At 25.5% G+C, this 26,818-nt stretch carries 23 protein-coding genes, 1 other RNA gene and 1 pseudogene; 13 read left to right on the top strand and 12 right to left on the bottom strand.

The annotated features are described in order from the left end of the window. Positions 1-258: 258 nt before the first annotated feature. Positions 259-3,726: a DUF4132 domain-containing protein gene (locus BINT_RS09810; RefSeq protein WP_014488421.1), complete on the bottom strand. Its 3,468-nt coding sequence runs from the start codon at positions 3,724-3,726 to the stop codon at positions 259-261. Positions 3,727-4,820: 1,094 nt separating this feature from the next. Next, positions 4,821-5,906 carry a hypothetical protein gene (locus BINT_RS09805; protein ID WP_014488418.1) on the bottom strand — a complete coding sequence of 362 codons (1,086 nt, stop codon included), beginning with the start codon at positions 5,904-5,906 and terminating at the stop codon, positions 4,821-4,823. A gap of 209 nt (positions 5,907-6,115) precedes the next feature. On the opposite strand from BINT_RS09805, the gene BINT_RS09800 reads away from it, so the two are divergent. Continuing rightward, entirely contained in the window at positions 6,116-7,024 is a 909-nt protein-coding gene (locus BINT_RS09800) for a hypothetical protein (RefSeq protein WP_014488417.1), read from the top strand. An 85-nt stretch (positions 7,025-7,109) separates the two neighbouring features. On the opposite strand, the gene csrA is transcribed toward BINT_RS09800, so the two are convergent. From csrA to BINT_RS09785, 3 genes are all read right to left on the bottom strand, one after another. Then, positions 7,110-7,358 carry a carbon storage regulator CsrA gene (gene csrA, locus BINT_RS09795; RefSeq protein ID WP_008727916.1) on the bottom strand — a complete coding sequence of 83 codons (249 nt, stop codon included), beginning with the start codon at positions 7,356-7,358 and terminating at the stop codon, positions 7,110-7,112. 2 nt (positions 7,359-7,360) lie between these two features. After that, positions 7,361-7,825 (bottom strand): flagellar assembly protein FliW, encoded by a 465-nt coding sequence (fliW, locus tag BINT_RS09790; RefSeq protein WP_014488416.1) that lies wholly within the window; start codon positions 7,823-7,825, stop codon positions 7,361-7,363. Between the two features lie 69 nt (positions 7,826-7,894). Beyond that, positions 7,895-9,148: a flagellar hook-associated protein 3 gene (locus tag BINT_RS09785; RefSeq protein WP_014488415.1), complete on the bottom strand. Its 1,254-nt coding sequence runs from the start codon at positions 9,146-9,148 to the stop codon at positions 7,895-7,897. Between the two features lie 533 nt (positions 9,149-9,681). On the opposite strand from BINT_RS09785, the gene BINT_RS09780 reads away from it, so the two are divergent. Then, on the top strand, positions 9,682-10,023 hold the full coding sequence (locus tag BINT_RS09780) for a DUF5674 family protein (protein WP_014488413.1): 342 nt from the start codon (positions 9,682-9,684) through the stop codon (positions 10,021-10,023). 11 nt (positions 10,024-10,034) lie between these two features. After that, positions 10,035-10,370 carry a hypothetical protein gene (locus tag BINT_RS09775; protein WP_014488412.1) on the top strand — a complete coding sequence of 112 codons (336 nt, stop codon included), beginning with the start codon at positions 10,035-10,037 and terminating at the stop codon, positions 10,368-10,370. 60 nt (positions 10,371-10,430) lie between these two features. Here the strand turns inward: BINT_RS09775 and BINT_RS09770 are convergent, their stop codons facing one another. Continuing rightward, complete coding sequence (locus BINT_RS09770; protein ID WP_014488411.1) at positions 10,431-11,168, bottom strand: class I SAM-dependent methyltransferase; 738 nt, start codon at positions 11,166-11,168, stop codon at positions 10,431-10,433. Positions 11,169-11,520: 352 nt separating this feature from the next. Between BINT_RS09770 and BINT_RS09765 the strand changes: the two genes are divergently transcribed. Both BINT_RS09765 and BINT_RS09760 read left to right on the top strand, forming a co-directional pair. Beyond that, positions 11,521-12,291 (top strand): hypothetical protein, encoded by a 771-nt coding sequence (locus BINT_RS09765; RefSeq protein WP_014488410.1) that lies wholly within the window; start codon positions 11,521-11,523, stop codon positions 12,289-12,291. 108 nt (positions 12,292-12,399) lie between these two features. Then, positions 12,400-13,002, top strand: coding sequence for a hypothetical protein (locus BINT_RS09760; RefSeq protein WP_014488409.1), 603 nt, complete (start codon positions 12,400-12,402; stop codon positions 13,000-13,002). Here the strand turns inward: BINT_RS09760 and BINT_RS09755 are convergent, their stop codons facing one another. The 3 genes from BINT_RS09755 to rnpB all read right to left on the bottom strand — a co-directional run bounded on the left by BINT_RS09755 (position 13,003) and on the right by rnpB (position 15,543). After that, on the bottom strand, positions 13,003-14,268 hold the full coding sequence (locus tag BINT_RS09755) for a hypothetical protein (protein ID WP_014488408.1): 1,266 nt from the start codon (positions 14,266-14,268) through the stop codon (positions 13,003-13,005). Continuing rightward, a complete protein-coding gene (locus BINT_RS09750) occupies positions 14,265-15,101 on the bottom strand; it encodes a glycosyltransferase (protein WP_014488407.1) in 837 nt (278 codons plus the stop codon). The genes BINT_RS09755 and BINT_RS09750 overlap by 4 nt, the downstream gene beginning before the upstream one ends. Positions 15,102-15,202: 101 nt before the next feature. Next, an RNA gene (rnpB, locus tag BINT_RS14485) (RNase P RNA component class A) lies at positions 15,203-15,543 on the bottom strand. A 331-nt stretch (positions 15,544-15,874) separates the two neighbouring features. Between rnpB and BINT_RS09740 the strand changes: the two genes are divergently transcribed. Then, complete coding sequence (locus BINT_RS09740; protein ID WP_014488406.1) at positions 15,875-17,113, top strand: PDDEXK-like family protein; 1,239 nt, start codon at positions 15,875-15,877, stop codon at positions 17,111-17,113. A 457-nt stretch (positions 17,114-17,570) separates the two neighbouring features. Here the strand turns inward: BINT_RS09740 and BINT_RS09735 are convergent, their stop codons facing one another. Beyond that, positions 17,571-18,338 carry a sulfite exporter TauE/SafE family protein gene (locus tag BINT_RS09735; protein ID WP_014488405.1) on the bottom strand — a complete coding sequence of 256 codons (768 nt, stop codon included), beginning with the start codon at positions 18,336-18,338 and terminating at the stop codon, positions 17,571-17,573. Between the two features lie 233 nt (positions 18,339-18,571). On the opposite strand from BINT_RS09735, the gene BINT_RS09730 reads away from it, so the two are divergent. From BINT_RS09730 to BINT_RS09720, 3 genes are read left to right on the top strand one after another with little or no spacing between them, the layout of a single operon-like run. Further along, a complete protein-coding gene (locus BINT_RS09730; RefSeq protein WP_014488404.1) occupies positions 18,572-19,783 on the top strand; it encodes a DegT/DnrJ/EryC1/StrS family aminotransferase in 1,212 nt (403 codons plus the stop codon). A gap of 6 nt (positions 19,784-19,789) precedes the next feature. Beyond that, the gene (locus tag BINT_RS09725; protein ID WP_014488403.1) at positions 19,790-20,740 is read left to right on the top strand and encodes a glycoside hydrolase family 3 N-terminal domain-containing protein; all 951 of its coding nucleotides are present in this window, start codon (positions 19,790-19,792) and stop codon (positions 20,738-20,740) included. Next, complete coding sequence (locus BINT_RS09720) at positions 20,704-21,789, top strand: glycoside hydrolase family 3 N-terminal domain-containing protein (protein WP_041177386.1); 1,086 nt, start codon at positions 20,704-20,706, stop codon at positions 21,787-21,789. The genes BINT_RS09725 and BINT_RS09720 overlap by 37 nt, the downstream gene beginning before the upstream one ends. Positions 21,790-21,819: 30 nt before the next feature. Here the strand turns inward: BINT_RS09720 and BINT_RS09715 are convergent, their stop codons facing one another. Together BINT_RS09715 and BINT_RS09710 are read right to left on the bottom strand one after the other, a co-directional pair. Next, a complete protein-coding gene (locus tag BINT_RS09715) occupies positions 21,820-22,116 on the bottom strand; it encodes a helix-turn-helix domain-containing protein (protein ID WP_008724686.1) in 297 nt (98 codons plus the stop codon). Between the two features lie 354 nt (positions 22,117-22,470). Next, a pseudogene (locus tag BINT_RS09710) lies at positions 22,471-23,000 on the bottom strand (cyclodeaminase/cyclohydrolase family protein). Between the two features lie 227 nt (positions 23,001-23,227). On the opposite strand from BINT_RS09710, the gene BINT_RS09705 reads away from it, so the two are divergent. The 4 genes from BINT_RS09705 to BINT_RS09690 all read left to right on the top strand — a co-directional run bounded on the left by BINT_RS09705 (position 23,228) and on the right by BINT_RS09690 (position 26,817). Then, positions 23,228-23,836 (top strand): hypothetical protein, encoded by a 609-nt coding sequence (locus BINT_RS09705; protein WP_014488400.1) that lies wholly within the window; start codon positions 23,228-23,230, stop codon positions 23,834-23,836. Between the two features lie 451 nt (positions 23,837-24,287). Next, positions 24,288-25,301, top strand: a complete 1,014-nt coding sequence (locus BINT_RS09700) for a metal ABC transporter substrate-binding protein (protein WP_014488399.1) — start codon at positions 24,288-24,290, stop codon at positions 25,299-25,301. Continuing rightward, the gene (locus BINT_RS09695; RefSeq protein WP_014488398.1) at positions 25,301-25,993 is read left to right on the top strand and encodes a metal ABC transporter ATP-binding protein; all 693 of its coding nucleotides are present in this window, start codon (positions 25,301-25,303) and stop codon (positions 25,991-25,993) included. Before BINT_RS09700 ends, BINT_RS09695 begins: the two co-directional genes overlap by 1 nt. Further along, entirely contained in the window at positions 25,990-26,817 is an 828-nt protein-coding gene (locus tag BINT_RS09690; RefSeq protein WP_014488397.1) for a metal ABC transporter permease, read from the top strand. Before BINT_RS09695 ends, BINT_RS09690 begins: the two co-directional genes overlap by 4 nt. Position 26,818: the final 1 nt, after the last annotated feature.

Here is a 26,818-nt window from a genome sequence, read left to right as displayed (position 1 = left end):
GTAGGGATAGTTAAAAATATTTTAAAATTTATTTTCACTTCCCGCCCATTATTCTTTATTAATTTCATTTGCAATTTTAATTTGTTATTTCTTATTTGCTCAAATAGAATTTAAAAGCACCCGCCCTAATGTTATTTAAATTTTTAGTGTATAAACCGCACGATAAATAAAAAAGTAGTTAACAATACAAACCGTATTATTAACTACTTTAAATTTAAAATCTATTTACCGTGCGTATTTGCTATTAATAAATAAAAATTAATCTACAAAAACACTTTTCACTATACTGTAAATTGAAGAAGCAAATCTCTTATTAACTTTTAAAGGATTAATCAAAGTTTCAATACCGTCAGTAATTTCGCAGAACTCAATATCACCGAAATTAATATCTTCATTACCGTCCATTCCGAAATACATATAGTCGAATGAGAGATGAACTGATATGTTGAGATAAGTATCTTTTAATATGTACTCGCAGAAAGTTCCTCCGTCCATAGCCTCACCTCTAGCCATATCATACTTAGTAGCTAATGACATCAATACACCAGCCTTTATTGTTTTAGAGTCAAGAGAATGAATTTTATCTTCTTTTATGTCTTCTTCTTTAATCTCTTCATATTTGAAATCAAGCTGTTCTATAGGCTGTGATATCTCATAATCTGATAATTGAGTTTTCCATTTGGCTATAGTGTCAGCATCTAATTCTGAAGGGTGAACCAAAGTTATTAAACTGTTCTCCGGTAAAGTGTACTCTTCTTCATCAACTGTATTGAAAGTGCCGTCTTCCATGTATCTGAAACTTTGTATTAAATTGTTGTTTTCGTCATAAGCACCCCAAATAAGCTTCAAAGCAAATATGTTCATTATTGGGTTTTCAACAAATACAGTTTTAAAATTGTTGTAAGTCCATTTTCTGCCGTTTAATAAAACTTTTTGAAGCCTTATTTTCTGATTCTGTATCAAAGTTTTTATTTCTTTCTTAAGAGTAGTGCATTCTTTTTTAGCACTGTCAGCTTCTGCTTTGTCGTCTTTGCTGTTTGGTGCTGGAAGTGATTTTATTACTTTTTGTTTTTCATTATCTGTAATTGTAAGTTCAAGATTATTGTCTATTGATAATGTGAATGTTCTTCTTGCTTCTCCGCCGTAGTTTAAAACTCTTTCACCTTTTTGACTAAATCCGAAATTAGGTATTATTCTGTCTGAAAGTTCATCGGCTGTCATATCAAGCATATAAGCAGCATTCTCCATAGTTTCTATTGCCACTTCTTTTATTTTTGCTGTAGGTGATTTTCTTGTAAGTCCGTCTACTAGTATTAATGCATAGTTCTTTCCGTTTAATGCCATACATTTTACAATAAATGCTGCCATAACAGTACGAGATCCCTTAGCAAATTCTTTTATAAGAGGATAAACTTTATCTATTTTCAAATCATCAGAATATATTAAATAAGGTATTAAAATATTCTTTTTTGTAGCTTCATAATTAGAATCTTTCCAATGAATATATAGCATCTCCAAAGCATTAGTAAATGAAGTAGTATCAAGAATTTCAGCAAGCATATCGCAGTCTTTTAATCTTGATGGCTCTACTAAATTCATATATTCCATAATGATATATTTAAATATTCTCTCATCAGCCAATGTTCCATTATTGTATAAAACTTTTGTCAAATGAACATCTTCTAAGAATTTTATATTTTTTTCATAGTTTGTATTGTAGTAAGTGTCAATAAACTCCAAAGCCTCATCGATACTTTTGAAATACTCCCCGTATTTTTTAAGATTCCAATTCTTAATAATATTTTTTAATGCTCCTTTAAGTTCTGATGATCTTGCTTTCTCTGACATCTTCTCAACATATTCTCTTGTAATAGATTCATTATCAGAAATAACTTTAATACAATGCCTTTTTACTTCTACTCTCTTTGTATTTTCAAGAATCGTATAAACTAAATGATAATCATTATAATGACATTTATTATACAATGTTCTTAATATATCTAAGGCTGTATTTTTATTGCTTGCTATATTATCTTTTATAAACTTATCATCATTTAATATATTTACAACTTCATCAAAATAGCTTTTTAATAACTCATCTTTTACGCTATTTATAATAACATTATTATTTTCATCTACGCATCTAAGTTCTTTATATAATGTAGGAAGAGATTTTCCGCCATAGTCATAATAATAATTTGAAAGATCTCCTGCATAATCAAAATAGTATGATAATAAAATTTCTTTTAATGTAATATTCAATTCTTTATTATTTAATAGACTATCAATAACTTCTTTTAAAGTTTTAGTTCCTATAGATGCCTGAACTTCTATATATTTTCTTATTCCAATCTGAATTGGTAAATATTTAAGAATATCGAGAGCAAACTTTTTATAGTTTTTCATTTCATCAATGTCATAATTAAATAAAGAGAATAAATAATAAAGTTCTGTATTAAGACAATATTCAGGGAGAGTATTTCCCCATCTGTATGTGCTGTATAGATTGTATGTATTTTTTTTGTCTGTATAATAATCTATAAGCGTATCAAAGAGTTTATTTTTATCTTTATCAAATATTTCTTCTATTTTTACTGTAGTAGTGAATGCTGGTCTTTTATTATATCTATCAGAATTATCTTTTGTAAATTTATTAACTATAGTTTCTAATACACTTACTGCATTTTTTAAATTATTTGTGTCTATTTTATTATTATTATGTTCTAGTAAAACACCGCTAAGCACTATAAATATTCTTTTATTTCTATCATTATTTCTATTATTATTATACCTATCACTATTTAAACTATTTTCTACAAAATTATAAATTTTATAAAAATCTTCTTTATGATTCAAATATAAATCTCTTGCCCCATAAATGAAGGCATAATGAAAATAGTCCTCAAAATGCTGAGCTATAAATGCGAAATCATTTGGATAATTTATTGCATTAAAGAATTTCTCTCTAGCTTTATAAGGATTGTTATAATCTAATGATCTTAAATGGTATCCAAGTATAATATTAATGTCAATTATATATTCTTCATTTTTATTAAGCACTTCTATAAATTTATTTTTTATAGACTCATTTTTATCTAAGATAGCAGCAATTACATTTAAAGTATCATAAAGATTAGGAAGAACATCGAATGATTTTATAGCTGCATTTATATATTTCTCATCACATTCTTTATTATTTTTTATAACAGAACATATTGCAATCAATGGTATTACAGCATCTCTATCCATTTTTTTTAATATTTTTTTATTATCATTGTTATTAATAATATCAATATATTTATCTGTGTATTCTTGAAACTCTTTACTGAAGTATTTATTAAAATCTTCAAAAACTGTATATATTAAACTTTCACCATTTAAAGTTCTTGCCTGCTCTTTATATCTTTTCTCATATCCATAAACAAGATATCTAAGTGACTTTTCAAAATCTCTATTGACTATATAATCAAAAATAACATATCTAGTTCCGCCTTCTCCTTCCTTATCTTTTCCATAAATAAGTATCTTCATGAAATGTTCATATCTTTTTTTTAATTTTTCATCTTCTATAGAAAAATAATCTTTCAAAAACTCCTCTTTATAATGGAAATAGTCATAAGGATGTCTTTTTATTTTACTGAAATCATTTGTAGCTTCACATTTTGCCATATCATCTTCTATAGCAGAGCCTTGATAATATATTGCAAGTTTTTCTTCTAAGTCCATAAATTCACCTCTTATTATTAATCTATATTAATATATAGTATATGTATTTTTTATTTATTGTCAATAGAGATAATATAATACAAATATCAATAACATTCTTAATAATAAAAAAGCCTATGCACTTACCGCATAGGCTCAATAGGAAAAAATAAATCTTATTCTTCCACATTTTCTATTATGTCGTTATATTCGCTGATTAATAAATTATATTCTTCATCATCTAATAAAATACAGTCATTATTCAAAGTATTTAATAATTTTGTCATGTGTAGATCTCCTTTTTTCATTCATAAGTAAACCTTAATTTTTTATGTGATATATAGAGTTTATATTGTGGTTTGTTATCACGATTTATACTAAAAATATAAGAAATTAATATAGAAAAGCAATAACTTTTTATGTATTTATTTAATTATAGATAATAAAAAAGCCTATGCAGTTAATGCATAGGCTTAAGGAGAAACAAATAATATCGTTCATTCTTCATATTTCCTTATTATCTCATAATATTCACTTATTAATACCCTATAATCTTCATCATTAATAAAAGTACATTCATTATCTAATATATTAAATAGTTTAGTCATAATATACCTCCTTTTTTCATTCATAAATAAACCTTAGCTTTTTTATGTGATATAAAAACTTTATATTGTAATTAATTATCACAACCATCTATTAATAATATAACAATTTGTATAATAAAGGCAATAAATTTTTTAAATAAATTTGAATATATTTAAAATTATAGATTAAATTGAAAATTACTTATTGACATATATTTTTGAGTTAAACAAAAAATAGTAAAATATAATTCTATATTATAATCATATTGAAGTAGTAGAAAAAATAAGTTGTTATAAAATATAAAAACTAAGTTCAATAGATTAGCTTTACAGATCAATTAATTTATTATTATATAGATTATCAAGTATAGAGTATTAGATGTAGGGTAGGATAGCAATAATAAAAAATATTACTAAATTTACTTAATAAAATATCAGTAAAGTTTTGTTATGATGCATATAAAAAAGCAATGCATTTTGTTTATACATTGCTTTATATATTTTTATTGTTTTACTATTATAATCTAATTAGTATCTCCAAATTCCCCAAACATCTATTCCGCCGCCAAATGCATTATATATATTGAAGTCAGCACTTTTTTTCATTATTCCCTGACCTTCAGCATATCCAGTCAAACCAAATGTGAAATTTTCTACTAGAGTCACTCGAACTTCTCCCTCAACTCCATAATGCAAATTATATTCACCATCTACCTTATATATTTTACCCTCAAACATAAGTCTAGGCATTACATAAGTATATATAGCTCCTAATTTAGCCTCGAATTTCGCTGGCAACAATACATAGAAATACATACTGTCAGTAGATCTTCCACCTTCATCATCATAAAGATAGTTAAGTAAAGCATCTTCTGCATATCCTGCATCTATAGTAGCCCATCTAGCTCCTATACCATAATAGAAAGCCAATTTTACAGGAAGACTTATTTGTACAGGATAATTATCAAATCTTGTAAGCATTATACTTCCGTATACAGATCCTCCTAATACCATAGGAGCTATTTGTGTTCCTGCTACATCATTTGTAACAGTTGAAAGCTGTATACCATAATGAAGCGACATAGTAAATTCATCTAATAAACCGCCTCTAAACATAAAAGAAAATTTAGGTGTTGTACTTAATGATAATTTTCCACCATAATATTTTTCATCTCCAAGAGAAAATGAGAAAGGTAATGTAAATCTATATTTTTCTGTAGCTAAACCAAAAGAAAATGAATGGCTATGAGCAACAGGCATCTTTTTTTCACTAAGCTCATTATATAAATTAAATTGATATCCAAAGCCAAATATACCGTAACTTAACCCTACAAAACCTTTAGGTAGAAATGCTAATTTTCTTCCTCCATCAGCATTTGTATAACTATTATTTACTATATGTGATAAATCTAATATTGATACTCCTAATTTGAAAGGGGTGTTATGATTCATAAGCGGAGCAAAATCGTATATTGTACTTACTCTATCAGATCCAAATCTTGTTGAAGTAACTCCTTCTATCAAGTTATGCATATTATCTTTATCTACTATATCGTCTATAGCAAAAGCAAAAGAATTTAATATTAACAGCATCAGGAATATTATTTTTTTCATTTTTTCTCCACTTGTCTTATACTCATATTACAAAACAGATTTTATTTAATAATGTAAATAGTGTAAATATAATTATATATTTTATATAATTTAATTGCTACACTAGTTTATAGCAGAAACACTATTTTTTCAAGTGCCTATTTTTTACATCATTCAAAAAGTAAATTAAAAGGTGTTTTCTTCCGATAAATTCACATACGGAATTAAAAATGATAAAAGATTTTTTTTATTTTATAGTTATAATACTATCTAAAACTATAATAGATTTATTTAGATCATTTGGAAGTATTATAATATTCGGATTTATTTTATATGTTCTATCATCTATCACTAGAAGAATATTTGCTAAAACATTAGGCTCTAAAACAGAAGTATATATTACAGGCTGGATAGGCACTCCTATACATGAACTATCACATGCCTTATTTTGTTTATTATTCAAACATAAAATTAATGATATAAAATTATTTAACACAAAATCTGATACTATAGGATATGTTCTTCATAGTTATGATTCAAGAAGTTGGTATCAGCAAATGGGCAATTTTTTTATAGGGGTAGGGCCGATTATTATTGGAACTTTAATAGTTTATTTATTATTTATATTGCTAGCCCCTGAATTAAAGAATAATGTATTTGAAATACCTGTCATTAAATATAAACAAGTATTTAATTCGGATATACTTTCAATATTCTACTATACAATATCAAATATATTTGTATATACCTATAATATATTTATCAATATTATCAAAAATGTGATAGCGTATTCTTCTTTTAAGAATATTACTTTTTGGATATTTTTATATTTATCAATAGCAATAGCTTCTCATATGGAGTTAAGCCCTGCTGATATTTCACATGCTTCAAAAGGTATTATAGTTATATTTGCTTTGTCATTAATATTAAACACATTATTTATTATAATGAAAGTATTTTTTAAATTGGATATTCCTATTTTTATAAATCAGTTTTTTAATAGAATTCTAGAAACATATAATATGCTGTTAATATTTTCGGCTATAATATCATTATTCAATTTTCTAATATCATATATAATTTTAACTCCTATTAATTTAATAAAAAATAGAAGTTTAATTAATCCATTTACAAGCTGATAGTAGATAGTAAACTTTATTATGATTCAAAAATATAATTAATATTAGATTTTAGAATAGTTTTAAGAAAAAATAAGATTGTTTATTATTGTTTTTTACCAAATTTATTTTTAACAAAATTACTTAAAATATTCAATTTATCAGCAGTAGCCTCTTTTGATGCCTCTAAGTTTTGGCTTTCTATTTCTTCATAAACTTCTTTTCTGAATATTTTTACATTTTTAGGAGCATTAATACCTAGTTTGATTTGATCGCCTCGTATATCTACGAGCATTATTTCTATATTATCTCCTATTACTATGCTTTGATTGATTTTTCTAGAAAGTACAAGCATTGTTATGAACTCCTTTCTTCTGTATTGGAATCATTATCTTCTAAAAGAATAGAATGTCTAGTAGTGTATTTATCACCTGAAACGGTACACTGTTTAGCTTTGTGATTTTTTATATTAAAAACTACAGGGGCTACTAAATTAGCACTCATAGATTTAAAATCACTATTTGGAATGCTGACAATAGTAAGAAGGTATAAATCTTCATTATTCTCTATACCTAAATATTTTATATCATCATCATGTACATCAGGTTCATAATTTTTGAATATTAAAAATGGATCTATAAGTATAAAGCATACATTTTTATCATCTTTAGACTGAAGTATTTTAAAAGTTCCTTCCTCGTCCATATTGACAAGATAAAATTCATCATAAGCCTCAAATGCTAATATAGTACCATTTAAGTGATATAATGAATCATCTGAAACTTCTATTTTTCCTAGTATCCTAGATTCTATTTCCGGCATATAATTATTTCCTTTTATACATTAATAATATTTTATATTGTCAGCATTTTATTTTTTATCTTATTTAGATTATCTTAAATAATCCATAAGAGTTCTGCCTAATAATCTTCCTGCTGTTTGTAATGAAGCATTATGAGCATATTGCCACATATTGAAATTAACAATTTCTTCAGCATAGTCAATATTTTCATTTTTAGCCAAAGCCTCTTCAATAGCTAATTTCTGATCTTCAAAGCTAGCATAACCCATATCAAGTCTTGTAACTTTAGAAGATGCATTAGCCTGAACAGTAGCAACATTATCCAAAGAACTATCTATATAACCTAAAGCCTCACTTCCTATAGCTCTTACATCATCATTAAGCATAGCATCTCTTAAATAAATAAGAGTTTCAAATACGCTTTTTCCTGTAACTAAAGCACTAGGTTCATAGTTGTTTTCTAGATTATTAGCAGCACCTTCTCTTACTAATCCTATATCTTGTAAAACTGTACCGCCTGCTAAATCTTGTAAAAGTATTTTATGAGGAGAACCTGTTTTTAATTGTATAACTTTTTCTCCGCCTCTTAAATCTCCTATACTTGCACTTACATTACCATTAGCATCATTTATTCTCTGAACTATGGCTTCAATATTATCGCCTTGTTTAATATTTACAACCATATCATCTATCATAATATCCTGATCTTCAGCAGCAACATAAGTTGAAGCATCTGTTGTAGATATTATTTCCATATCAGTACCCCAGAAAGCATAATTACCTGGAGTTGCTACATTGATAAGTTGTCCATTTTCTACTTCTCTGTTTTGAGCATTTCCATCGCCTTCATACATAACGGATTTTACGATAGAACGGCCTGCTTTTTCATCATATCCGTAGAATGCTCTGAAAGGTGCTGTTTTTATACTTGTTCCTGAGAATATATACTCACCTTTGCTTTGAGTTTTTGATATATCATATATTCTCTCTATCATTTCTTCTACTTCCATAGCCATTTTTGCTCTGTCATCTGCTCCGTAAGTGCTGTTTGCACCTTGAACTGCTAAATCTCTTGCTCTATTCAAGGCCTGAGTGATAGCTGACATAGAATCATGTGCTACGCTTAATTTTTCTTTTCCATCAACTATATTGCTTTGATATCTGTCTACTGAAGACATTCTAGTTCTATAGTATATAGAATTAATAGTTGAAGTAACATTCTGGTGAGGGTACTGCACCCTTTGACCAGTAGATAATCTAGTTTGAGAAGCTTCCATCTCATTATAGTTTCTTTTTATTGTACTAACTGTTCTATTAAATTGGGCTTGTTCAGTAACTCTCATTTTTTATCTCCTGTTTTAATATAGAAATGATTTTTATATCGTTTCCATTTTCGTAATAATCTAAAATTCTTTTATTATTTTTTTATTATTAATAAAAATTGTTCGCCAAAAAAGTATAGCAAATAAATTTGCTATACGCTCACAATTTTTATATTTTTATTATTAGTAAAAATTTTTTATTATTGCTATGTTCACCCACCTGTATGGTGCCTACTTGGTACGCCTGCAATAACCTACTTGCTGGTTTTGGCTCACTTTTTTTATTATTGCTAGCTATAAACTCGCTTTTAATAAGCTTACAACTTCCTTAGTTAGTTTAAACTGCTCATTTATAGCTTTAAAATTAGCATTAATTATAGCATTTAAATTTTTATTATTTTTATAACAATAATAAAAACTATTCTTATTATCGGAATATAAATTATAAAAAACATTCATACATACATATAGATGATATTAAATTTACTTTATAAAAAATTACATTTCCGTTAATATTATGTTAATTAAATATGTTTATGGAGTATTAATATTTTATGATAATTATAAAAGAAAGTATTGAAGTTTCAGAAATTAAGAATATGCTTGGAAATTTTTTTACTGATATGGTTAAAGGTGTTGTTGATATAGAAAAAAATGAATTAGCTTTAGATGCGGAGCTTCATAGTGATTTGGAATCTTTACTCATAGAAAATGGTTCTTTACAAAAGAATTTATGGGGTATTAATATTTATCCTGAATTAGATGATGAAGATTTTATAGAGTTTGATTCTTTAATTAATATAAGACCTGCTGATAATAATAGAAGCAGATATGTTGAAGATGAAAATATTAGAAATAAAATAATAGAAATATTAAATAATTTAATAATTAAGTAATAGGTATATTTATGAGTTATATGCATAAAGATTCAGCAAATGGAAAATGGAATACTTTGAGTCTTGCCGAACAGATGGCTAATATTGGAAGTGAAGTTTACAGAGCAATAAAATTTAAAAATAAAAATAATTTTGAATATTCTAAAAATGCTGCATATAGAGCTTTAGAGCTTATTGACTTGACTATATTAGCCCAATACAAAAAACATAGTATAAAAGAATTTACAAGGCTTAGAGAAGTTTTATGTGATTATTTGCTTGGGGATAATGAATATAATACAGATGAAAGCATTATGAAATATTTTGATAGTTTTGCTTATATATTAGCAAAAAGAAAAGGAAAATAAAATTTAATAGTTTTATTTTTTATAAAATCTTTTAAAAATTTATTTCATATTTACTATTAATCATTCTTTAGTTTTTCCTATAATAGCCTGCTGACATATATCATTATATCTGGTATCTCTTTTTCTTTTTTCTATTATTACTATACCGTCATAATAATGAATAGAGTAGGCACTGTCTGTAAAAGCATTTGGGTATAAATCATCTTCTTCAGTAGCCCAATAGGCATTAAGGGAGTCTATTAAATTTTTTGTGTATTCTATATATGAATTAGGATTTTTATAACCGCCTCCGAAATTAGGCCAATATGAAGTATAAACATCTTCACATAAATAAATTCCATCATCTTTTACATGTTCATACATCTCTTCAAAAGTAGTTATTTGCTGATTCATTCTATGTCCGCCATCATCTATTAAAATATCTAATTTTGGAATTTGGCTTTTTACTTCTTTTAAAAATTCTCTGTCATCTTGAGAGCCTATGAAGATTTTTATATTATCTTGTTCAAATTGTTTGCATTTAGGGTTTCTATCTATTGCATATATGTTGATATTTGCATCAGGGTTATTGTTTCTGAAATATTCCCTCCACATCTTCACAGCTCCTCCGCTTCCAACACCAATTTCCATCATATTAATATCTTTACCTCTATATTTAGAGAAATGCCTTTCATATATATCAAAAAAAGGCAGATGTTTGAAAATAGCTTCTCCTTTATTATTCAAAAAATAATTATGCAAATCATATTTAGATTGATCTTCATTATCATTTATGAGTATATCTCTTATTATTTCCAATTTTTTATATCTTCTTCGCTGTCGCTTTTCACAAGTAAAAGATTTTTATGCTTTTTCACTCTTAATTTTTTTATTTCAGATTTTTTGCCTTTTTTCATTTATTTTCCTTATGATATTCAATAGAATTAATATTATGTTAATTCTTTATACTATAAAATTTTAAATTGTCAAGAATGTAAAGTATTATTAAAATTGAACATCTATATAATTTGTTTTTTATTAAAATTATTATACATATATATCAATATTTCATATTAAATATATGTAAAATAATAATTTTTGTATTGTAAAATATCTTTAAAATGTTAAAGTTTAAATATACATATTAAATTATTAAGGAGTATGAAAACTTATGAGAAAAATAATACTTTCTATTATAATGTTTATCGCTATTGCATCCACATCATTTGCGGTTAACGGCGGTTTTGAGTTTATATTGAATGTACCTATTGGAATGAGTGTTGGTGTTTATGATTATGATTTAACTGATAGAGCTGAAAACCTTGATGTTTGGCTTAATGGTGAAATAAGAAATAATGTAGGAAGAAATAGTGGAGTTGGTTTTGATATAGGTGTGACTGCTCAGCTTGGTTATATGTTTAAATTTACTGATAAATTGGGATTAAGTGTTCTTGGTGAAGTAGGATATAGTCATGATACTTATTCTTATATTAGTAAACTTGATAAAAATATTTCATATACATATTCTTTTGAAAGTATACAGATTGGTATACTTCCTAAATTTAACTTCTTTAATTTTTCTGTAGGAATTGGAGGAGGTATTAAATTTCCTATGGCTGGAAATTATCATTCAAAAATTGGATCAATTAGTACTGATACAAAAATAGATTCGGATTATATGAAAAGAAATTTCAAAACAGGTGTTATTCCTTATATAAAATTTACTTTTGATTATTCTATTTTCTTTACAGAAAAGATGGCATTTAATATAGGTTTATATCTTGGATATGATTTTGGAGTAGAACCTAATTTATATTTCATTAATACAGGGCTTCCAAATTGGAATTTAGGTAATAATACTTTAGTAGTTGATGAAGTGAGTTACTCTAGTTTTGATATAGGTATACAATTAGGATTTAAATTCGGACCTAGAACAAAATAAAACAAAATAAAATATTATAATTTATTGAATAATAAAAAGAAATAGTTTATCTTTAATTTAGATAACTGTTTCTTTTTTATTTTTACTATTTAATTGCAGAGTTAAATTATGAATAATGATATTAATAAAATTATAGAAATTGCTAATAACAATCAGAAAAAAGCATTTGATATTGTAAAAGAGCTTGATATTGAAAATGCTTTTAAAGGTATTGGGGCAAGAATTAATTTAGTAGGTTCTTTAAAAATGGGGCTATTAATGAAAAATAGAGATATTGATTTTCATGTTTATACACCTGAATTAAATATAGAAAAAAGTTTTTTAGCAATATCAAAAATAGCTTCAAATAAAAAAATACAAAAAATTACTTATACGAATTTAATAGAAACAGAGGAGCATTGTATAGAATGGCATTTGTTTTATAAAGGCAATGATAAAGATGATAATGAAAATTGGCAGATTGATATCATTCATATACTGGAAGGTTCTTATTATGACGGATATTTTGAAAAAGTTGCTGATGATATAATGAATATGCTTACTGAAGAAAAAAGAAATATAATATTAAAATTAAAATATGAAACTCCTAATGATATAAAAATAATGGGTATAGAATACTATAAAGCCGTTTTAAAATATAATATTACAACCTTTGAAGAGTTTATGAAATGGAGAGATAAACATATATTTAATGGTATTATAGAATTTTAGTTATATTCTATAAATAAAGATTGCAATCATATTTAATAAAGCATATAAACAAATATAGTTAATATATTTCGATTTTATATAATTTATATTTTCTATAAAATAGATTATAGGTACGAATCCTAAAGTAAATGATGAATAAAAATAATGAGGTCTTCCTCCTCCGGCAATACCGCCTACCATATAAAATACTATAGTAGAAATTATATATACAATATAGAAAAATAATAAATCTTTTAAGGCATTTGTTTTTTTATCATTATCTGTCACCATTTTTTTAGTAAAGAAATGTTTATAAGTATATATTAATGCTGTTAATGCAAATAGTAATGATAATATATAAAATATAAAAGTAAAAGCATATAAAGGGTTGCTTCCAAAATATGCATTTATTATGTCTTTTATTCCATTAGTATATTTACCTCCGGATTCATTAGTAGTAAATAGAAATATAGAATAAATTTGAGGAGGCTGTATTACATAATGAGCTAATTCTGATTTTCTACCCAATATTTTTGATAAACTTTCAAAGTTATTTTTGAATTGATATATCAAATAAGGAAGATATGTTAAAAATGATATAAATACACCTATTGATAAAGGAATAATATTTTTTTTAGTATCTTTTTTCCATCTTATTATTAAAAACACTATTAATGAAGGAATTATAGAAAAAAAGTTGGAAAAATGACATTGTGCTGATAAAGCTAATATAGGAAATAATAAAACAGCGTATATAAATTTTTTTTCATTATATAAATATTCATAAAGTACAGGTAAAAATATAAATGATAATATAAAAGGGTTATGAGGATTATATATATCATTTCCTGCCCTTAGAAAATACACATTAACCGACATCAGCATTAAAATAATAGTAAACGTAGTGAGTGAAAATCTCTTATAAAGCCAAACAAAAAATATAATACTTATTAATATAGAAGTAATTAAATTAACAAGTCTTGCACCTTCGTAAGTTTGCCCACCGATTAAATATTTAATCATATATGTTAAATAAAAATAACCTCCTGGTACTCTTGAATCCTCTTCGCTATCATAAGTTTCAGGAGTATTTAAAAATGCACCTTCAATTGGTAATCTTTTTTCTTTAATATGTTTTTTTGTTTGATAGAATTGATACTGTTCATCTAATCTTGGAGGATTACCTAGAATTGTTTTATTGTATATATAAAATCTTAAAAATATTCCAATGATAATAGCTGTTACTGAAAGTATTATTAATAACTTTTTATTATTTATATTTATCATTTTTTATCCTTGTAAACATTTTCTTTCTTTGATATATTAAATTTTGAAAGTATATAAACAACACCTATTAAAAATCTTAGGAAGTACATTGATATTGAATAAATAGGGTGTAGTAATAATTTTTTCCATTTTCCTTTTTCTACATATACGCCTATATAACGATAAAACATACCAAATTGTTTTTTAGTTGTTTCATCATGTCCCCATTTATTGAAATAATTATTGAAGCTTGAAGCATAATAACTTTTTTTTATTATATATTGTTTTAGAGTATGATTTTCATGATGATATAATGGTGATTTTATTATATCAACTTTTCCTATTTCTTTTATTCTTCTATCTATATCCCAATCTTCTGCAGAATTTAAATTTAAATCAAAACCGCCTATTTTTATGAATGCTTCTCTTCTAAAGAATCTAACAGCATCTATAACTGTGGCATCATAAAAAGAACGTTCAAAATTTCTTACTCTGTTAAAAAAAGTATTTCCATAAATTTTTTCTGGTATATAAAGAGCCTGCACATCTTTATTATTTTCAAAAAATTCTAAACATTCTGTTATAACATTTTCTGATATAGTCATGTCAACATCTAAAAATCCTATTATTTCACCGCTTGACATTTCAGCTCCATAATTTCTTTGTGCAGAACGCTCAGGGCCTTTTATAAAAGTTTTTGCTCCTAATTCTTTGGCTATTTCTACGGTTCTATCAGTTGAGCTGTTATCTACTAGTATTATTTCTGTATCTTTATAATTAGAATTTTTTACTGCATTGATACAATCAGCGATAAAATTTTCTGAGTTTTTAGTTGTTATAATTATACTTACCATTTATTTACCAATTTTTATTTATGATTGATAAATAATATATTCATAATAAAAAAATAACAATATTATTTAACTATTTTTAATTTGATGATGTATAAATTATAATAAAAAGCGGAGCTATAAGCCGTATTCTGTCATTTAAGGTAAACATTTATCTGTGCATTATATCACTACAATGCTTTAGCGAGCCACCTGAAACATAGGAAAAGGGCAATCCGTTTCTGTTTGCTCTTGCCTCTCATGGGGTTTACACTGCCATTCATGTCGCCACGAATGCGGTATGCTCTTACCATGCCTTTTCACCCTTACCAAATTGGCGGTATATTTTCTGCTGCACTTTCCATAGGCTTTCGCCTTCAAGCCGTTAGCTTGCATGAAGCCCTTTAGAGGTACGGACTTTCCTCAGTATTAGTTACTTAAATACCGCGTTTACCCACTCCGCATAGTCAATTACTCTATTATAAAACTTACAAAATGTCAATCATTAATTTTTATTTAATTAACAAATTCAATACCGCACGGTAAGTAATATAAAAAATATAAATTAAGTTATAATACACAATATTATTAATATTAAAAATACTTTCTTAATCGTGCGTTTAGTTAATTATAAATCTAATCAAAACTTGGGCGGGCATGCTTTTTTATTTGAAGCAGTAAGGAAATAAAGATTAAAATTTGAAATAAAATAATAAGTATATAGGGTGGGGTGTGTAAATAATTTTTTAAATATTAAATTAATTGATTTTTTTATTCTTGTTTATTATACTCAATATATGAATAAAGAAATTATTGAAAACATATTATTAACTTTAATAAATGAATTCAAAAAAGATGAAGAAGAAAAATATAACGCTGTAAGCAATACTATATATTCTATTCATAAATCATTTTTATATGAAGAAGAATTAAAAACAAATAGATTAAATGAAATCTTCTCTAAAATTAAAATAATAATAGAAAAAGTAAAAAATGAAATGAAAAAATTTCCTCCTCAGTTTTGTATATTTGATGTGGTAAATTTACAAAGACATGAGAATTATAATAGTAATTTACTTGCCAAGTTTCTTAAAATAAATATAGAGAATGAAGGTACTGAATTAAGTTTTGTTAAAGATTTTCTAATTTATTTAAATGATAAATTTAAATGGGGTTATTATGGATTAAAAAATATTGAAGAATTAGAAGAAATAAATCATTTAGATATAAAAATAAAAAGAGAAGAATATGCAGGTAGCAGAAGAATAGATTTATTTATATCTTATAAAAAAGACTTTGCAATTATAATAGAAAATAAAATATACGCTGGAGAGCAAGATAATCAATTAGATGATTATTATCAGAATAAGAAAAAAGATAATTATAAAAATTTATATATGATTTTTCTCACTCCTTCAGGCTATGAGCCTTATACTTTATCAGAAAAATCCAAAAAAGAACTTGGAAATAATTTTCAAACATTAAAGCATAGCGATATAGCTTTATGGCTTGAGAATATTTTAGAAAATGAAAAATATTCTTTTCTTCATGATTCAAATATTTTATTTAAAGATAATGATAATAAATATATAAAAGATTATAGGCTTTTGAAATCTGCTATTATACAGACTATACATAATGCCAACATGATAAGCAATAATACAAAGGAGCTTGATATGACAAAATCAAAAATACAAGAACTATTGGAAGCCAATATTTTTAAAGACATACAAACTGTAGAGGACGCGGAAGAATATAGAAAAATATTTACTAGTGTTATAGATATTATTAACCAAAAACAAATTCACATAATAGTTAAACCACATATTGAGTTTACAGAAAAAGTATTAGAGTATTTAAAAAATAATGATAAATCAAAATATTATATTTTTTTGACTGAAAGAAAAATTATTAATGATATATATCAAGAAGGATATTCTCATAATATAAAATATAGTTTTTGTAATGGAGAAGTTGAGTTGATATTGGAGAGTAGTAAAGATTGTTTTTTCTTCATATTTACTTGTATAATTTAAATGATAATAAGAAATATAATATTTTAAGAAAAAATTAAATTTAGAAATAAATAAAATATTTTGTAAGTTTTATGAAGATAAAAATTATGTTTATCGTTATAATATAGATACAGAAAAAGACAGCCCAGAGGAAATTGCTGAAGCTATGATTAAGCTTTATAATCTTTTGAAAGAGAATTTATGATTATTTGATATATACTGAAAATTTTTAAGTTTGTCAACCGCGAGCTGAGGCACCTTCCCGCACGGCACTGTTTCATCTTATCAAATGTCAACTATATGTGCGGTTGATTACCTATTATTATACAAAAATTAATAATTTATCTTACAGGTAAAACAATTTTAGTATTATTTAGTACTAATTTTATAATTGCACTTTTTGGTTCTTTTTGCGGCGGGAAAAAGAACAATAAAAAATTAACAAATTTGAAAAATTTCACTATATACTACTATATTGTTATCTAATTATATCTAATAAAATTTTTAATGTAGTTAGTAAGGAAATACTTACGAATATTGGTTTTATAACTTTTATTCCTTTCTTTATAGCGAACTTAGCACCGAAGTAAGTTGATGTCATTATGAAAGGTATAACGAATACACCAGCCATATAGTTTACTTTTCCCTCTATAGCAAATATTATTAATGAACATAAATTGCTTGTGAGGTTCAAAGCCTTAGCATTACCAGAGGCAAGAAGAAAATCCATTTTATAATAAAGTACAAAAAACATTATTAAAAAACTTCCTGTACCAGGTCCGAATACCGCATCATAAAAACCCAAAAGAAAAGCAAGAAACATTCCTACTATATAGTTTTTAGTTTTTAGATTATTTTCATCGAATTGATTTTCTGTACCGAAAGTTTTTGAAAATAAAGTGTAAATACCAACGGCTAAAATAAGTATCATTATTAAAGGCTGCAATATTTTAGCATCTATTAATACTATGACCTGAACACCCACAATAGAGCCTAATATTGTCATTGGTATTAAAAACTTTATTAGTTTGGTTGTAAGTTTACCATTTTTGAAAAATGTAAAAGCAGAAACTATAGCTCCTGATGTTGAAGTAAATTTATTTGTAGCTAATGCAGTATGAGGAGGAATTCCGGCTATCAAATAAGCAGGCAAACTTATAAGTCCGCCGCCTCCTGCAGCAGCATCAACAAAACCTGCTATGGAACAGCCTATTATTATAATTATTAAATTTTCTATACTAAGCATAATATCAGTACAAATAATCTTTTAAATATTAAAAGTAATTATAAAAATTGTTTTATTAATAAAGATAAAACAATTTTTATTAGCAATAGATATTATATCTTTGATGTTTTTTTGTCAAATAATTTATATGAATTCTTATTGATTTATTTTTTATATGTTATATATTAATTATTTAGTAAACATAATCTTTTAATATGTAAACTAAACATAATATTGTATGTAAGGGATAAACTATGAATAAGAAAATACCTTTTTCACCTCCAGATATAACAGACAGCGAAATTAATGCAGTAGTTAATGTATTAAAATCGGGCTGGATTACAACAGGTACAGTAAATAAAGAATTTGAAGAAGAACTTTGCAAATATATAGATGTAAAAAGAGTAAAATTATTTTCCAGTGCCACTTCAGCTATGGAATTGGCTTTAAAAATATTTGGAGTAGGCGATGGTGATGAAGTAATAGTGCCTGCTTATACTTATGCTTCTACTGCTAATGTTGTAGTTCATTTGGGTGCTAAAGTAGTATTTATAGATGCCAAAGAAGATGATTTTAATATAGATTTAGAAAGACTTGAAAAAGCTATAACTAATAAAACTAAAGCTGTTATTGCAGTTGATATTGGCGGAAAACCTTGCGATTATGATGCTATTATAAAAATTTTAGAGAGTAAAAAAGAATTATTTAATGCATCAGAAAACAAATATCAAAAAGAATTAAAAAGACCATTATTTTTACTTGATGCAGCTCATTCAATAGGTGCCGTTTATAAAGGAAAAAGAACAGGTTCGCAGGCTGATATGTCTTCTTTCTCTTTTCATGCTGTAAAAAATATAACAACTTCAGAAGGTGGAGCATTGTCTTTTAATGATATAGGAAATTTAAATGCTGATGATATATATAAAGAACTTTCTATATTATCTTTACATGGACAAAATAAAAGTGCTTTCGATAAAAACAAAGGCGGTAAAGGTGCTTGGAGATATAATATAGAATTGCCTGGATATAAATGTAATATGAGCGATTTGCATGCTGCTATTGGTTTATCGCAGTTAAGAAGATATGATTCAATGCTTAATCACAGAAAAAAAATAGTAGATATATATAATTATATTTTAAGTAAAAATAAAAGAATAATACTTCCTAATTTCAAAGATGATCACAGTGAATCTTCATATCATTTATATTTAATAAGAATACAAGATTTTGAAGAAGAAGACAGAGATTTATTTATAGATAAAATGTCAGAATTAGGTATAACATTAAATGTTCATTATTTGCCTTTGCCAGCACATAAGGCTTATATAGATTTGGGTTACAAAATGGATGATTATAAAAATGCATTTAATTTATATAAAAATCAAATAACATTGCCTTTATACAGCACATTAAAGGAAGAAGATGCTGAGTATATTGCACTTAACATAATTAAGTATTTGAATTAAATAATAATGCTTTATATTATCATAATTACTATAATACTACTTTTTGTATTAGTTTTTTTATTCATCACTCATTTTAATAATAATGAGGAAAAAACATATTTAAATAATATTGATAATGATAAAGAAATATTAACTTTTATATCTGTAAAGAATTATGATAATGAATTAATTAACATAATAAATACAACTAAAATATCAGGAATTATAATAAATATTGATAATTTGGATATTGATACGCTTTATAATATTATAAAAACTATTAAAAGAAGTATTAATAGAAAAATATTCATAGCATTGGATCAGGATTATAAATCCACTTATAATATAGCCTATCATCAGAAGTTTAAAGTTTATCCTAGTTATATAGGGGAGAGAGAAAGCGAAGAATATGCTTATAAAATAGCCTATGAAAGAGCATTAAAATTAAAGTCTTTAGGTATTAATATGATTTTATCGCCTATATGCAATACCTATTGTAATGAAAAATCACATTTAAAAGAGAATATATTTACAAATGATAAAATACTTGCTTCAAGACTCATATATCAAACTGTAAAAGCTCAGAAAGATGCAGGAATTATAACTGCATTAAAATATTTTCCAAAATACTATGATGATGAGTTATATATAGATGAAAAAATAGATAATGTAGAAAACGTATTGGATAATAGAGAAACATTTTTAGCAGGAATAAAAGCTAATGCGGATATTATAGTGATGTCGCATATAAAGAATGCTGATAAATACAAAGATTTTCTTATTAACAATATGAAGTTTAAAGGCATTATAATGACTGATTATATTAATGACAGTAAAAATATAATTAGTTATGGAATTAATGTTTTTTCCTATAATTATTATAGAAATAAAAATATAAAGAATATGATAAAAAATAATATAAAAGAAATGGATCTGGAAGTATGTTCAAAAGTATTAAAATTAATAGAAAGATTATAAATATAGTATTAACTTTGTTTTTAATATTATTATTATTTTATGCATGTAAAAGTGCTTCTAGTGTTATGGAAGAACAAAGTTATATAGATGAGTTAAAACAATCTTATCCTGATTTATCATCTTATATAGATAAAGTAGCAGAAATGAGTGATAAAGAGAGAAAAGGTTTACTTTTGATGGTAGGTATAAAGGATAAGGTGCTTTCAGAAGAGACTATTAAAACTCTTAAAGATAATCATATAATGGGTGTAATACTATTTGATTATAATATTACAGATGAAAAACAGCTAAAAAAGTTAACATCAGATTTAAGGAAATATGTTAACCCAAATATGTTAATTTCTATAGATCAGGAAGGAGGGGAGGTCAATCGCATTAATTTTGATAAGTTAAAAAATATATCTCCAAAGAATATAGGAGATTCAAATAGTGCAGAATATGCTTATAATATAGCTTATCAAAAATCTAAGTTCTTATTGGATTTAGGAATTAATATGATATTAGGACCTTTATGCGATATTCCTAATGATACAAATTCTTATCTATATAATAGAAGTTTTTCAACGAATGTTAATATAGTTGCTGAAATGGTTTCAAATACAGTTAAGGCTCAAAGAGATGCAGGAATTATAAGTGTATTAAAACATTTTCCGGGACATGGAGATACTGCTGTAAACTCTCATAACGATTTTCCAAGCATTAATAAAACTACAAATGAATTATTATCAAATGAGTTTATTCCTTTTAAAAGCGGTATAGATGCAGGGGCAGAAATGGTTTTGGTTGCTCATATAAAAAATAAATATATAGACAATAAAAATACTGCTAGTATGTCAAAAAAATATGCTGATATATTAGAAAAAGATTTAGGCTTTAATGGGGTAATTATTACAGATGATTTGGCTATGACAGGAAACATTGATAAAGGAATTAATTTTGGTATTAATTTGATAAGTAATGTATATGAAAATGTAGAGTATATGTTTGAAGATATAGATGCTGATATCATTTCATGTGCGAGATTATTAAAAATAATTTCAGAAAAATAATTCATCCCGCACATAGAAATATCATTAATTTCAATTGGCCTGTTTCTTTTTCCTATTACTGTTAGGATTTCTCTTATATGTTAGAGTTTCATCTAATCCTGATTTAACATATTCATTAATAATGTTTACTACTGTGTGATAAGTAACATTATATTGTTTTGCTATATCAGTGTGAGTAAGTCCTGTATTTTTCTTTTCATCTAATGCCAAAATGATATTTGCTCTAGAAATGAGTCTTTTTGATTTTCCTTCCTTTTTAATAAATTCTTTGATTTTTTCCTTCTCCTCTTCACTTAAGGATATCATGTGTTTAGTTGTTATACTCATTCGAACCTCCTATTAAAAGAATACATATAACTAACATTAAGGATAAAGAGATTTTTAAGAATAAAATTATAAAAATATAGTCAAAGAATAAAATATATTTGTTAAAATATCAAAAAATAATTTAGGTAAATTATGTCAAAATATATAGATAATCTAATATATTTTTATTCCAATATATATTTTATAAACCCTTGTTGTATGATAAAGATTATCATAATATGAATAAAATATCAATATGAAAAATAAAATTGGAATTTTGTATAACAAATCTTATATTTATAACATCATTTTATACAAAAAGAACATAATAAATATTATTATCTTATTATATTCTAAATAATAATATTTCTTTTTCTATGTTATAAAATTATTTTCTATAGTATTGATATATTCTTTTGTATTTATTTTTATGTTATTTAAAAATGTATCATCATCTATAAGAGGTATATTTATATTAATATTAAGTACAGAGCCTTTAGCACATGCAAATGCTAAAACATAAGCTGAAGCAATATCAGTAACAACATTACTGTTTCCATATTTAATTACTATTTCAAAAAAGGCATCAATTCATAACAAGATTTCAAAGCACTGAAAGGAATATCTATAGCTTTTTTGGCAGCATCAGATATAGCAGTTTTTCTTTTTGCTTTTTCTTCATCTGTATTTTTAGGAAGTTTCATAGCTTCCATAAATGCATTAAAACTTTCTGCATCCTTATCAACTATGTCCATTAATCTGCTTTTTATATTTCTTATATTTTCTATAGCCTTATTAAAATTATCTTGTTCCTGCTGACTTAATTCCAAGAACTTTTTTTTATTAACTGTAAGATGTCCAACCATACCAGCTAATGCACAAGCCAAACTTCCTACAGCTCCCATAACACTTCCGCCTCCTGGAGCAGGAAGAGAACTATCAACATCATTTATATAATCCGCTAATTTTTTATCGATTAATTTTGACATATATAATAACTCCGAAAATATTTGTATCTTATTGCCACTGATTTTAATATATCATAAAATAAATATCAATAGTAAAAATATAATATTGTATTGTTATTTGTTATTTTTATGATATTATATACAAAGTAAAATTAAGGATTTTTATGAAAAATATTATACTTTCTATATTTCTTTGTCTATTTTTTGTAAGCTGTTTAGATTATACTCAGTATGTAACTGTAGATGAAAATAAAAATGTAACAGTTGTTGCAATAGTTACAGTGTCTAAATCTTTAATAGAATTGGCGGCCTATTCAGAAGGTTATGAGGAGGGTGTTCCTGATTATTATTATGAAGATATATTAAGAGATATGGAAAGTGAAGCTAAAACTTCTTATCCTAGAAATTTTAAATTTAAATATATAAATAATGATAATGAAATAGGACTTTATGTAAATGGTGTTTTAAAAGAAAGTGATATAACAGAAGATGATAATTCATTATTGCCTGTAAGAAATGGAAATAAATTTTTATTTACACCTTTTAAAGATTCTGAAAATACATCTGAATATAAAGAATATGAATCTATGTATAGCTCTATGAAAATGAAATTAATAGTTTCAAAATCTTATATACCGACTGTAAGTTCATGCTATCTTTCTTCTTATGATGATATAAAAGATGTTAATGTTTATGATTTAAGAGATGCATTTTTAATAGAAATTCCTATATTTTCAGGTATGAATAACCCTGTTTTATATATTGAATTATAATAAAAAATATTATTATATGTATTTCATATTGAACAATAAAAATAAATATTCATAATTGACAATTATTTATTATCAATTATAATAACGATATTATGAGATTAATATTAATACTGCTTGTTTTTATCCTATCTGTATATGTTTTTCCAGCATTTTATGTAATTCATCATTCACATCATCATGTACATCATTTAAGTGAGGACTGCGAAACTTGTATGGAAATATTTTCTATAGTGAAAGCAGTAAGTAAAATAATAAAATTTCATAATATATATAATTCTGTAATAATATATTTATCTATTTCATGTATATTTTTTGTAAAAATAAGAAAGTATATATTTTCTTTAAATAATAACCCCACAAGCCTGAAAGTGAAGCTGATAAATTGATTTAAGATCTTTTATATTTTAATGATTTAATTTGTTATATAATTTTTAAATATAAAGGATTTTAAATGCAAAAAAAGATATTAATTGTTTTAACTTTATTATTTTCAATTATTATTTCATGTAATGATGCTAATAAAAGCAGTAAAGAAAATAATAAAGAAATTGATAATAGTAAACTAAAAGTAGTAACTACAATATTTCCAATATATGATTTTACTAGAAATATAGCTGGAGATAATGTTAATCTTCAAATGATAATAAAACCAGGTATAGAGATTCATTCATTCAATACTACACCTGCTGATGTAATAGATATACAAAATGCTGATGTATTTATTTATATAGGTGGTGAAAGTGAGGCTTGGGCTGAAAAAATTATATCTTCTATGAATACTAATAGTAAAAAGATAATAAGACTTATAGATTATGTAAAAGCATTAGATGAAGAGATTGTTGAAGGTATGGAGCATGATATAGATCATAATTATGAAGAAGAAGCAAATCATGAAGAGCATGAAAATCATACTGAAGAAAGCCATACTCATGAAGGTGTTTATGATGAACATATATGGACTTCTCCAAAAAATGCTCAATTAATGGTTACAGCAATATGCAATGCATTATCAGAAATTGATGCTAATAATGCTGGTATATATAAAACAAATGCTGATAAATATAATCAAGAATTAACAGCTTTAGATGAAGAAATAAGAAATGCAGTAAACTCATCTAAAAGAAAAAATATAGTATTTGGAGATAGATTTCCATTCAGATATTTAGCAGAGGAATACGGATTGGAATATAGAGCGCCTTTTACAGGATGCAGCAGCCAAGTGGATGCTAGCCCAAAAACTATTGCTTATTTGATGAATTATATTAAAGACAATAAAATACCTTATCTATACTATATAGAATTGAGTAATGAAAAAATAGCAAATACTTTAATAGAACAAACAGGTGCAGAAAAATTAAAGCTTCATTCAGGACAAAATGTAAGCAAAGATGAATTTGATTCAGGCGTTACATATTTATCTATTATGAGGGATAATTTAGAGAGTTTGAAAAAGGGTTTAAATTGATGTTGAATATAAAAGATTTATCGGTATTTTATGATAGTAATGAGGTATTATCTAATATCAATTTTTCTCTAAATAAAGGAGATTATCTTTCTATAATAGGTGAGAATGGCTCTGGTAAAACCACTTTAATAAAAACAATACTAGGATTAATAAAACCTAAGAAAGGAAGTATATCTTTTAACAGTATAAAGAAAAATGAAATAGGGTATTTGCCTCAGCAGGGAATAGTGCAGAAATCATTTCCAGCAAGCGTATTTGAAGTTGTTATTTCAGGAAGATTGAATAAGAAAAAGTTTCTTCCGTTTTACACTTCTAAAGATAAAAAAATCACTTTAGATAATTTGAAAAAACTTAATATAGAAAATTTAAAAAATAAGTCATATAAAGATTTATCAGGAGGACAACAGCAGAGAGTAGCATTAGCTAGAGCATTATGTTCTACTAAAGAATTACTCATACTTGATGAGCCTTCTACAGGACTTGACCCTATAGCTACAGCTGATTTATATAATTTAATAAAAAAATTAAATGATGAAGTAACTATTATAATGGTTTCGCATGATATAGCGAATGCTGTTAAATACTCTAATAAAATACTTCATATAAATAAAAATATTCTTTTCTTCGGAAGCACAGAAGATTATACAAAAACGGATATATACAGAAAAATATCAGGGGAGGATATGAGATGATTGCTTTGATTCAGGAACTTTTTTCATATACCTTCATTGTAAGGGCAGTTATAGTAGGCATATTAGTATCATTATGTGCAGCACTTTTAGGTGTTAATTTGGTTTTAAAAAGATATTCTATGATTGGTATTGGGCTTTCTAATGTAGGATTTGGAGCTTTATCTCTTTCTTTAATGTTTGGATTTTCTACTCTTCAGCTTTCAATACCTATAGTTGCCATTGCTTCAATACTGCTTTTGAGATTAAGCGAAAACAGTAAAATAAAAGGAGATGCTGCTATTGCTTTGATATCTAGTGTATCTTTAGCGGTTGGTATCATAGCCATCACTGTAAAGACGGGTATAAATACAGATGTATGTAATTATATGTTTGGCAGTATACTTGCTATGAGCAAAAGCGATGTTTATATAAGTATTGCTGTAAGTATTGTAGTTATAGTGCTTTATGTTCTTTTCTATAATAAAATATTTTTAGTAACATTCGATGAGAATTTTGCCCGTGCTGTTGGAATAAATGCTGAATTTTATAATATGCTTATATCTATACTAACATCTTTGATTATAGTATTAGGTATGAGAATGATGGGAGCTATGCTTATATCAAGTTTGATAATATTTCCGGCACTTACCTCTATGCGTATATTTAATACTTTTAAGAGCGTGGTAATTTCATCGGCTATATTATCTGTATTCTGCTTTTTTATAGGTATAATAGTTTCTTTTCAGCTTGAATATCCTACAGGAGCTTGCATTGTTATGGTAAATTTAGCTATGCTTTTAATTTTTTCTATTGTAGGAAGGTTTATAAAATTAGGGGCTAAATAAA

This window comes from Brachyspira intermedia PWS/A, from assembly GCF_000223215.1.
Taxonomy (GTDB): domain Bacteria; phylum Spirochaetota; class Brachyspiria; order Brachyspirales; family Brachyspiraceae; genus Brachyspira; species Brachyspira intermedia.
Note: the sequence above shows the minus strand (reverse complement) of the source record. Positions and strands in the feature narration are given on the sequence as shown.

Bases quoted from the DNA above. Each gene is read 5' to 3' on its own strand.
- BINT_RS09810 (WP_014488421.1), bottom strand. From the start codon at position 3,726: ATGGACTTAGAAGAAAAACTTGCAATATATTATCAAGGCTCTGCTATA.
- BINT_RS09805 (WP_014488418.1), bottom strand. From the start codon at position 5,906: ATGAAAAAAATAATATTCCTGATGCTGTTAATATTAAATTCTTTTGCT.
- BINT_RS09800 (WP_014488417.1), top strand. From the start codon at position 6,116: ATGATAAAAGATTTTTTTTATTTTATAGTTATAATACTATCTAAAACT.
- csrA (WP_008727916.1), bottom strand. From the start codon at position 7,358: ATGCTTGTACTTTCTAGAAAAATCAATCAAAGCATAGTAATAGGAGAT.
- fliW (WP_014488416.1), bottom strand. From the start codon at position 7,825: ATGCCGGAAATAGAATCTAGGATACTAGGAAAAATAGAAGTTTCAGAT.
- BINT_RS09785 (WP_014488415.1), bottom strand. From the start codon at position 9,148: ATGAGAGTTACTGAACAAGCCCAATTTAATAGAACAGTTAGTACAATA.
- BINT_RS09780 (WP_014488413.1), top strand. From the start codon at position 9,682: ATGATAATTATAAAAGAAAGTATTGAAGTTTCAGAAATTAAGAATATG.
- BINT_RS09775 (WP_014488412.1), top strand. From the start codon at position 10,035: ATGAGTTATATGCATAAAGATTCAGCAAATGGAAAATGGAATACTTTG.
- BINT_RS09765 (WP_014488410.1), top strand. From the start codon at position 11,521: ATGAGAAAAATAATACTTTCTATTATAATGTTTATCGCTATTGCATCC.
- BINT_RS09760 (WP_014488409.1), top strand. From the start codon at position 12,400: ATGAATAATGATATTAATAAAATTATAGAAATTGCTAATAACAATCAG.
- BINT_RS09755 (WP_014488408.1), bottom strand. From the start codon at position 14,268: ATGATAAATATAAATAATAAAAAGTTATTAATAATACTTTCAGTAACA.
- BINT_RS09750 (WP_014488407.1), bottom strand. From the start codon at position 15,101: ATGGTAAGTATAATTATAACAACTAAAAACTCAGAAAATTTTATCGCT.
- BINT_RS09740 (WP_014488406.1), top strand. From the start codon at position 15,875: ATGAATAAAGAAATTATTGAAAACATATTATTAACTTTAATAAATGAA.
- BINT_RS09735 (WP_014488405.1), bottom strand. From the start codon at position 18,338: ATGCTTAGTATAGAAAATTTAATAATTATAATAATAGGCTGTTCCATA.
- BINT_RS09730 (WP_014488404.1), top strand. From the start codon at position 18,572: ATGAATAAGAAAATACCTTTTTCACCTCCAGATATAACAGACAGCGAA.
- BINT_RS09725 (WP_014488403.1), top strand. From the start codon at position 19,790: ATGCTTTATATTATCATAATTACTATAATACTACTTTTTGTATTAGTT.
- BINT_RS09720 (WP_041177386.1), top strand. From the start codon at position 20,704: ATGTTCAAAAGTATTAAAATTAATAGAAAGATTATAAATATAGTATTA.
- BINT_RS09715 (WP_008724686.1), bottom strand. From the start codon at position 22,116: ATGAGTATAACAACTAAACACATGATATCCTTAAGTGAAGAGGAGAAG.
- BINT_RS09705 (WP_014488400.1), top strand. From the start codon at position 23,228: ATGAAAAATATTATACTTTCTATATTTCTTTGTCTATTTTTTGTAAGC.
- BINT_RS09700 (WP_014488399.1), top strand. From the start codon at position 24,288: ATGCAAAAAAAGATATTAATTGTTTTAACTTTATTATTTTCAATTATT.
- BINT_RS09695 (WP_014488398.1), top strand. From the start codon at position 25,301: ATGTTGAATATAAAAGATTTATCGGTATTTTATGATAGTAATGAGGTA.
- BINT_RS09690 (WP_014488397.1), top strand. From the start codon at position 25,990: ATGATTGCTTTGATTCAGGAACTTTTTTCATATACCTTCATTGTAAGG.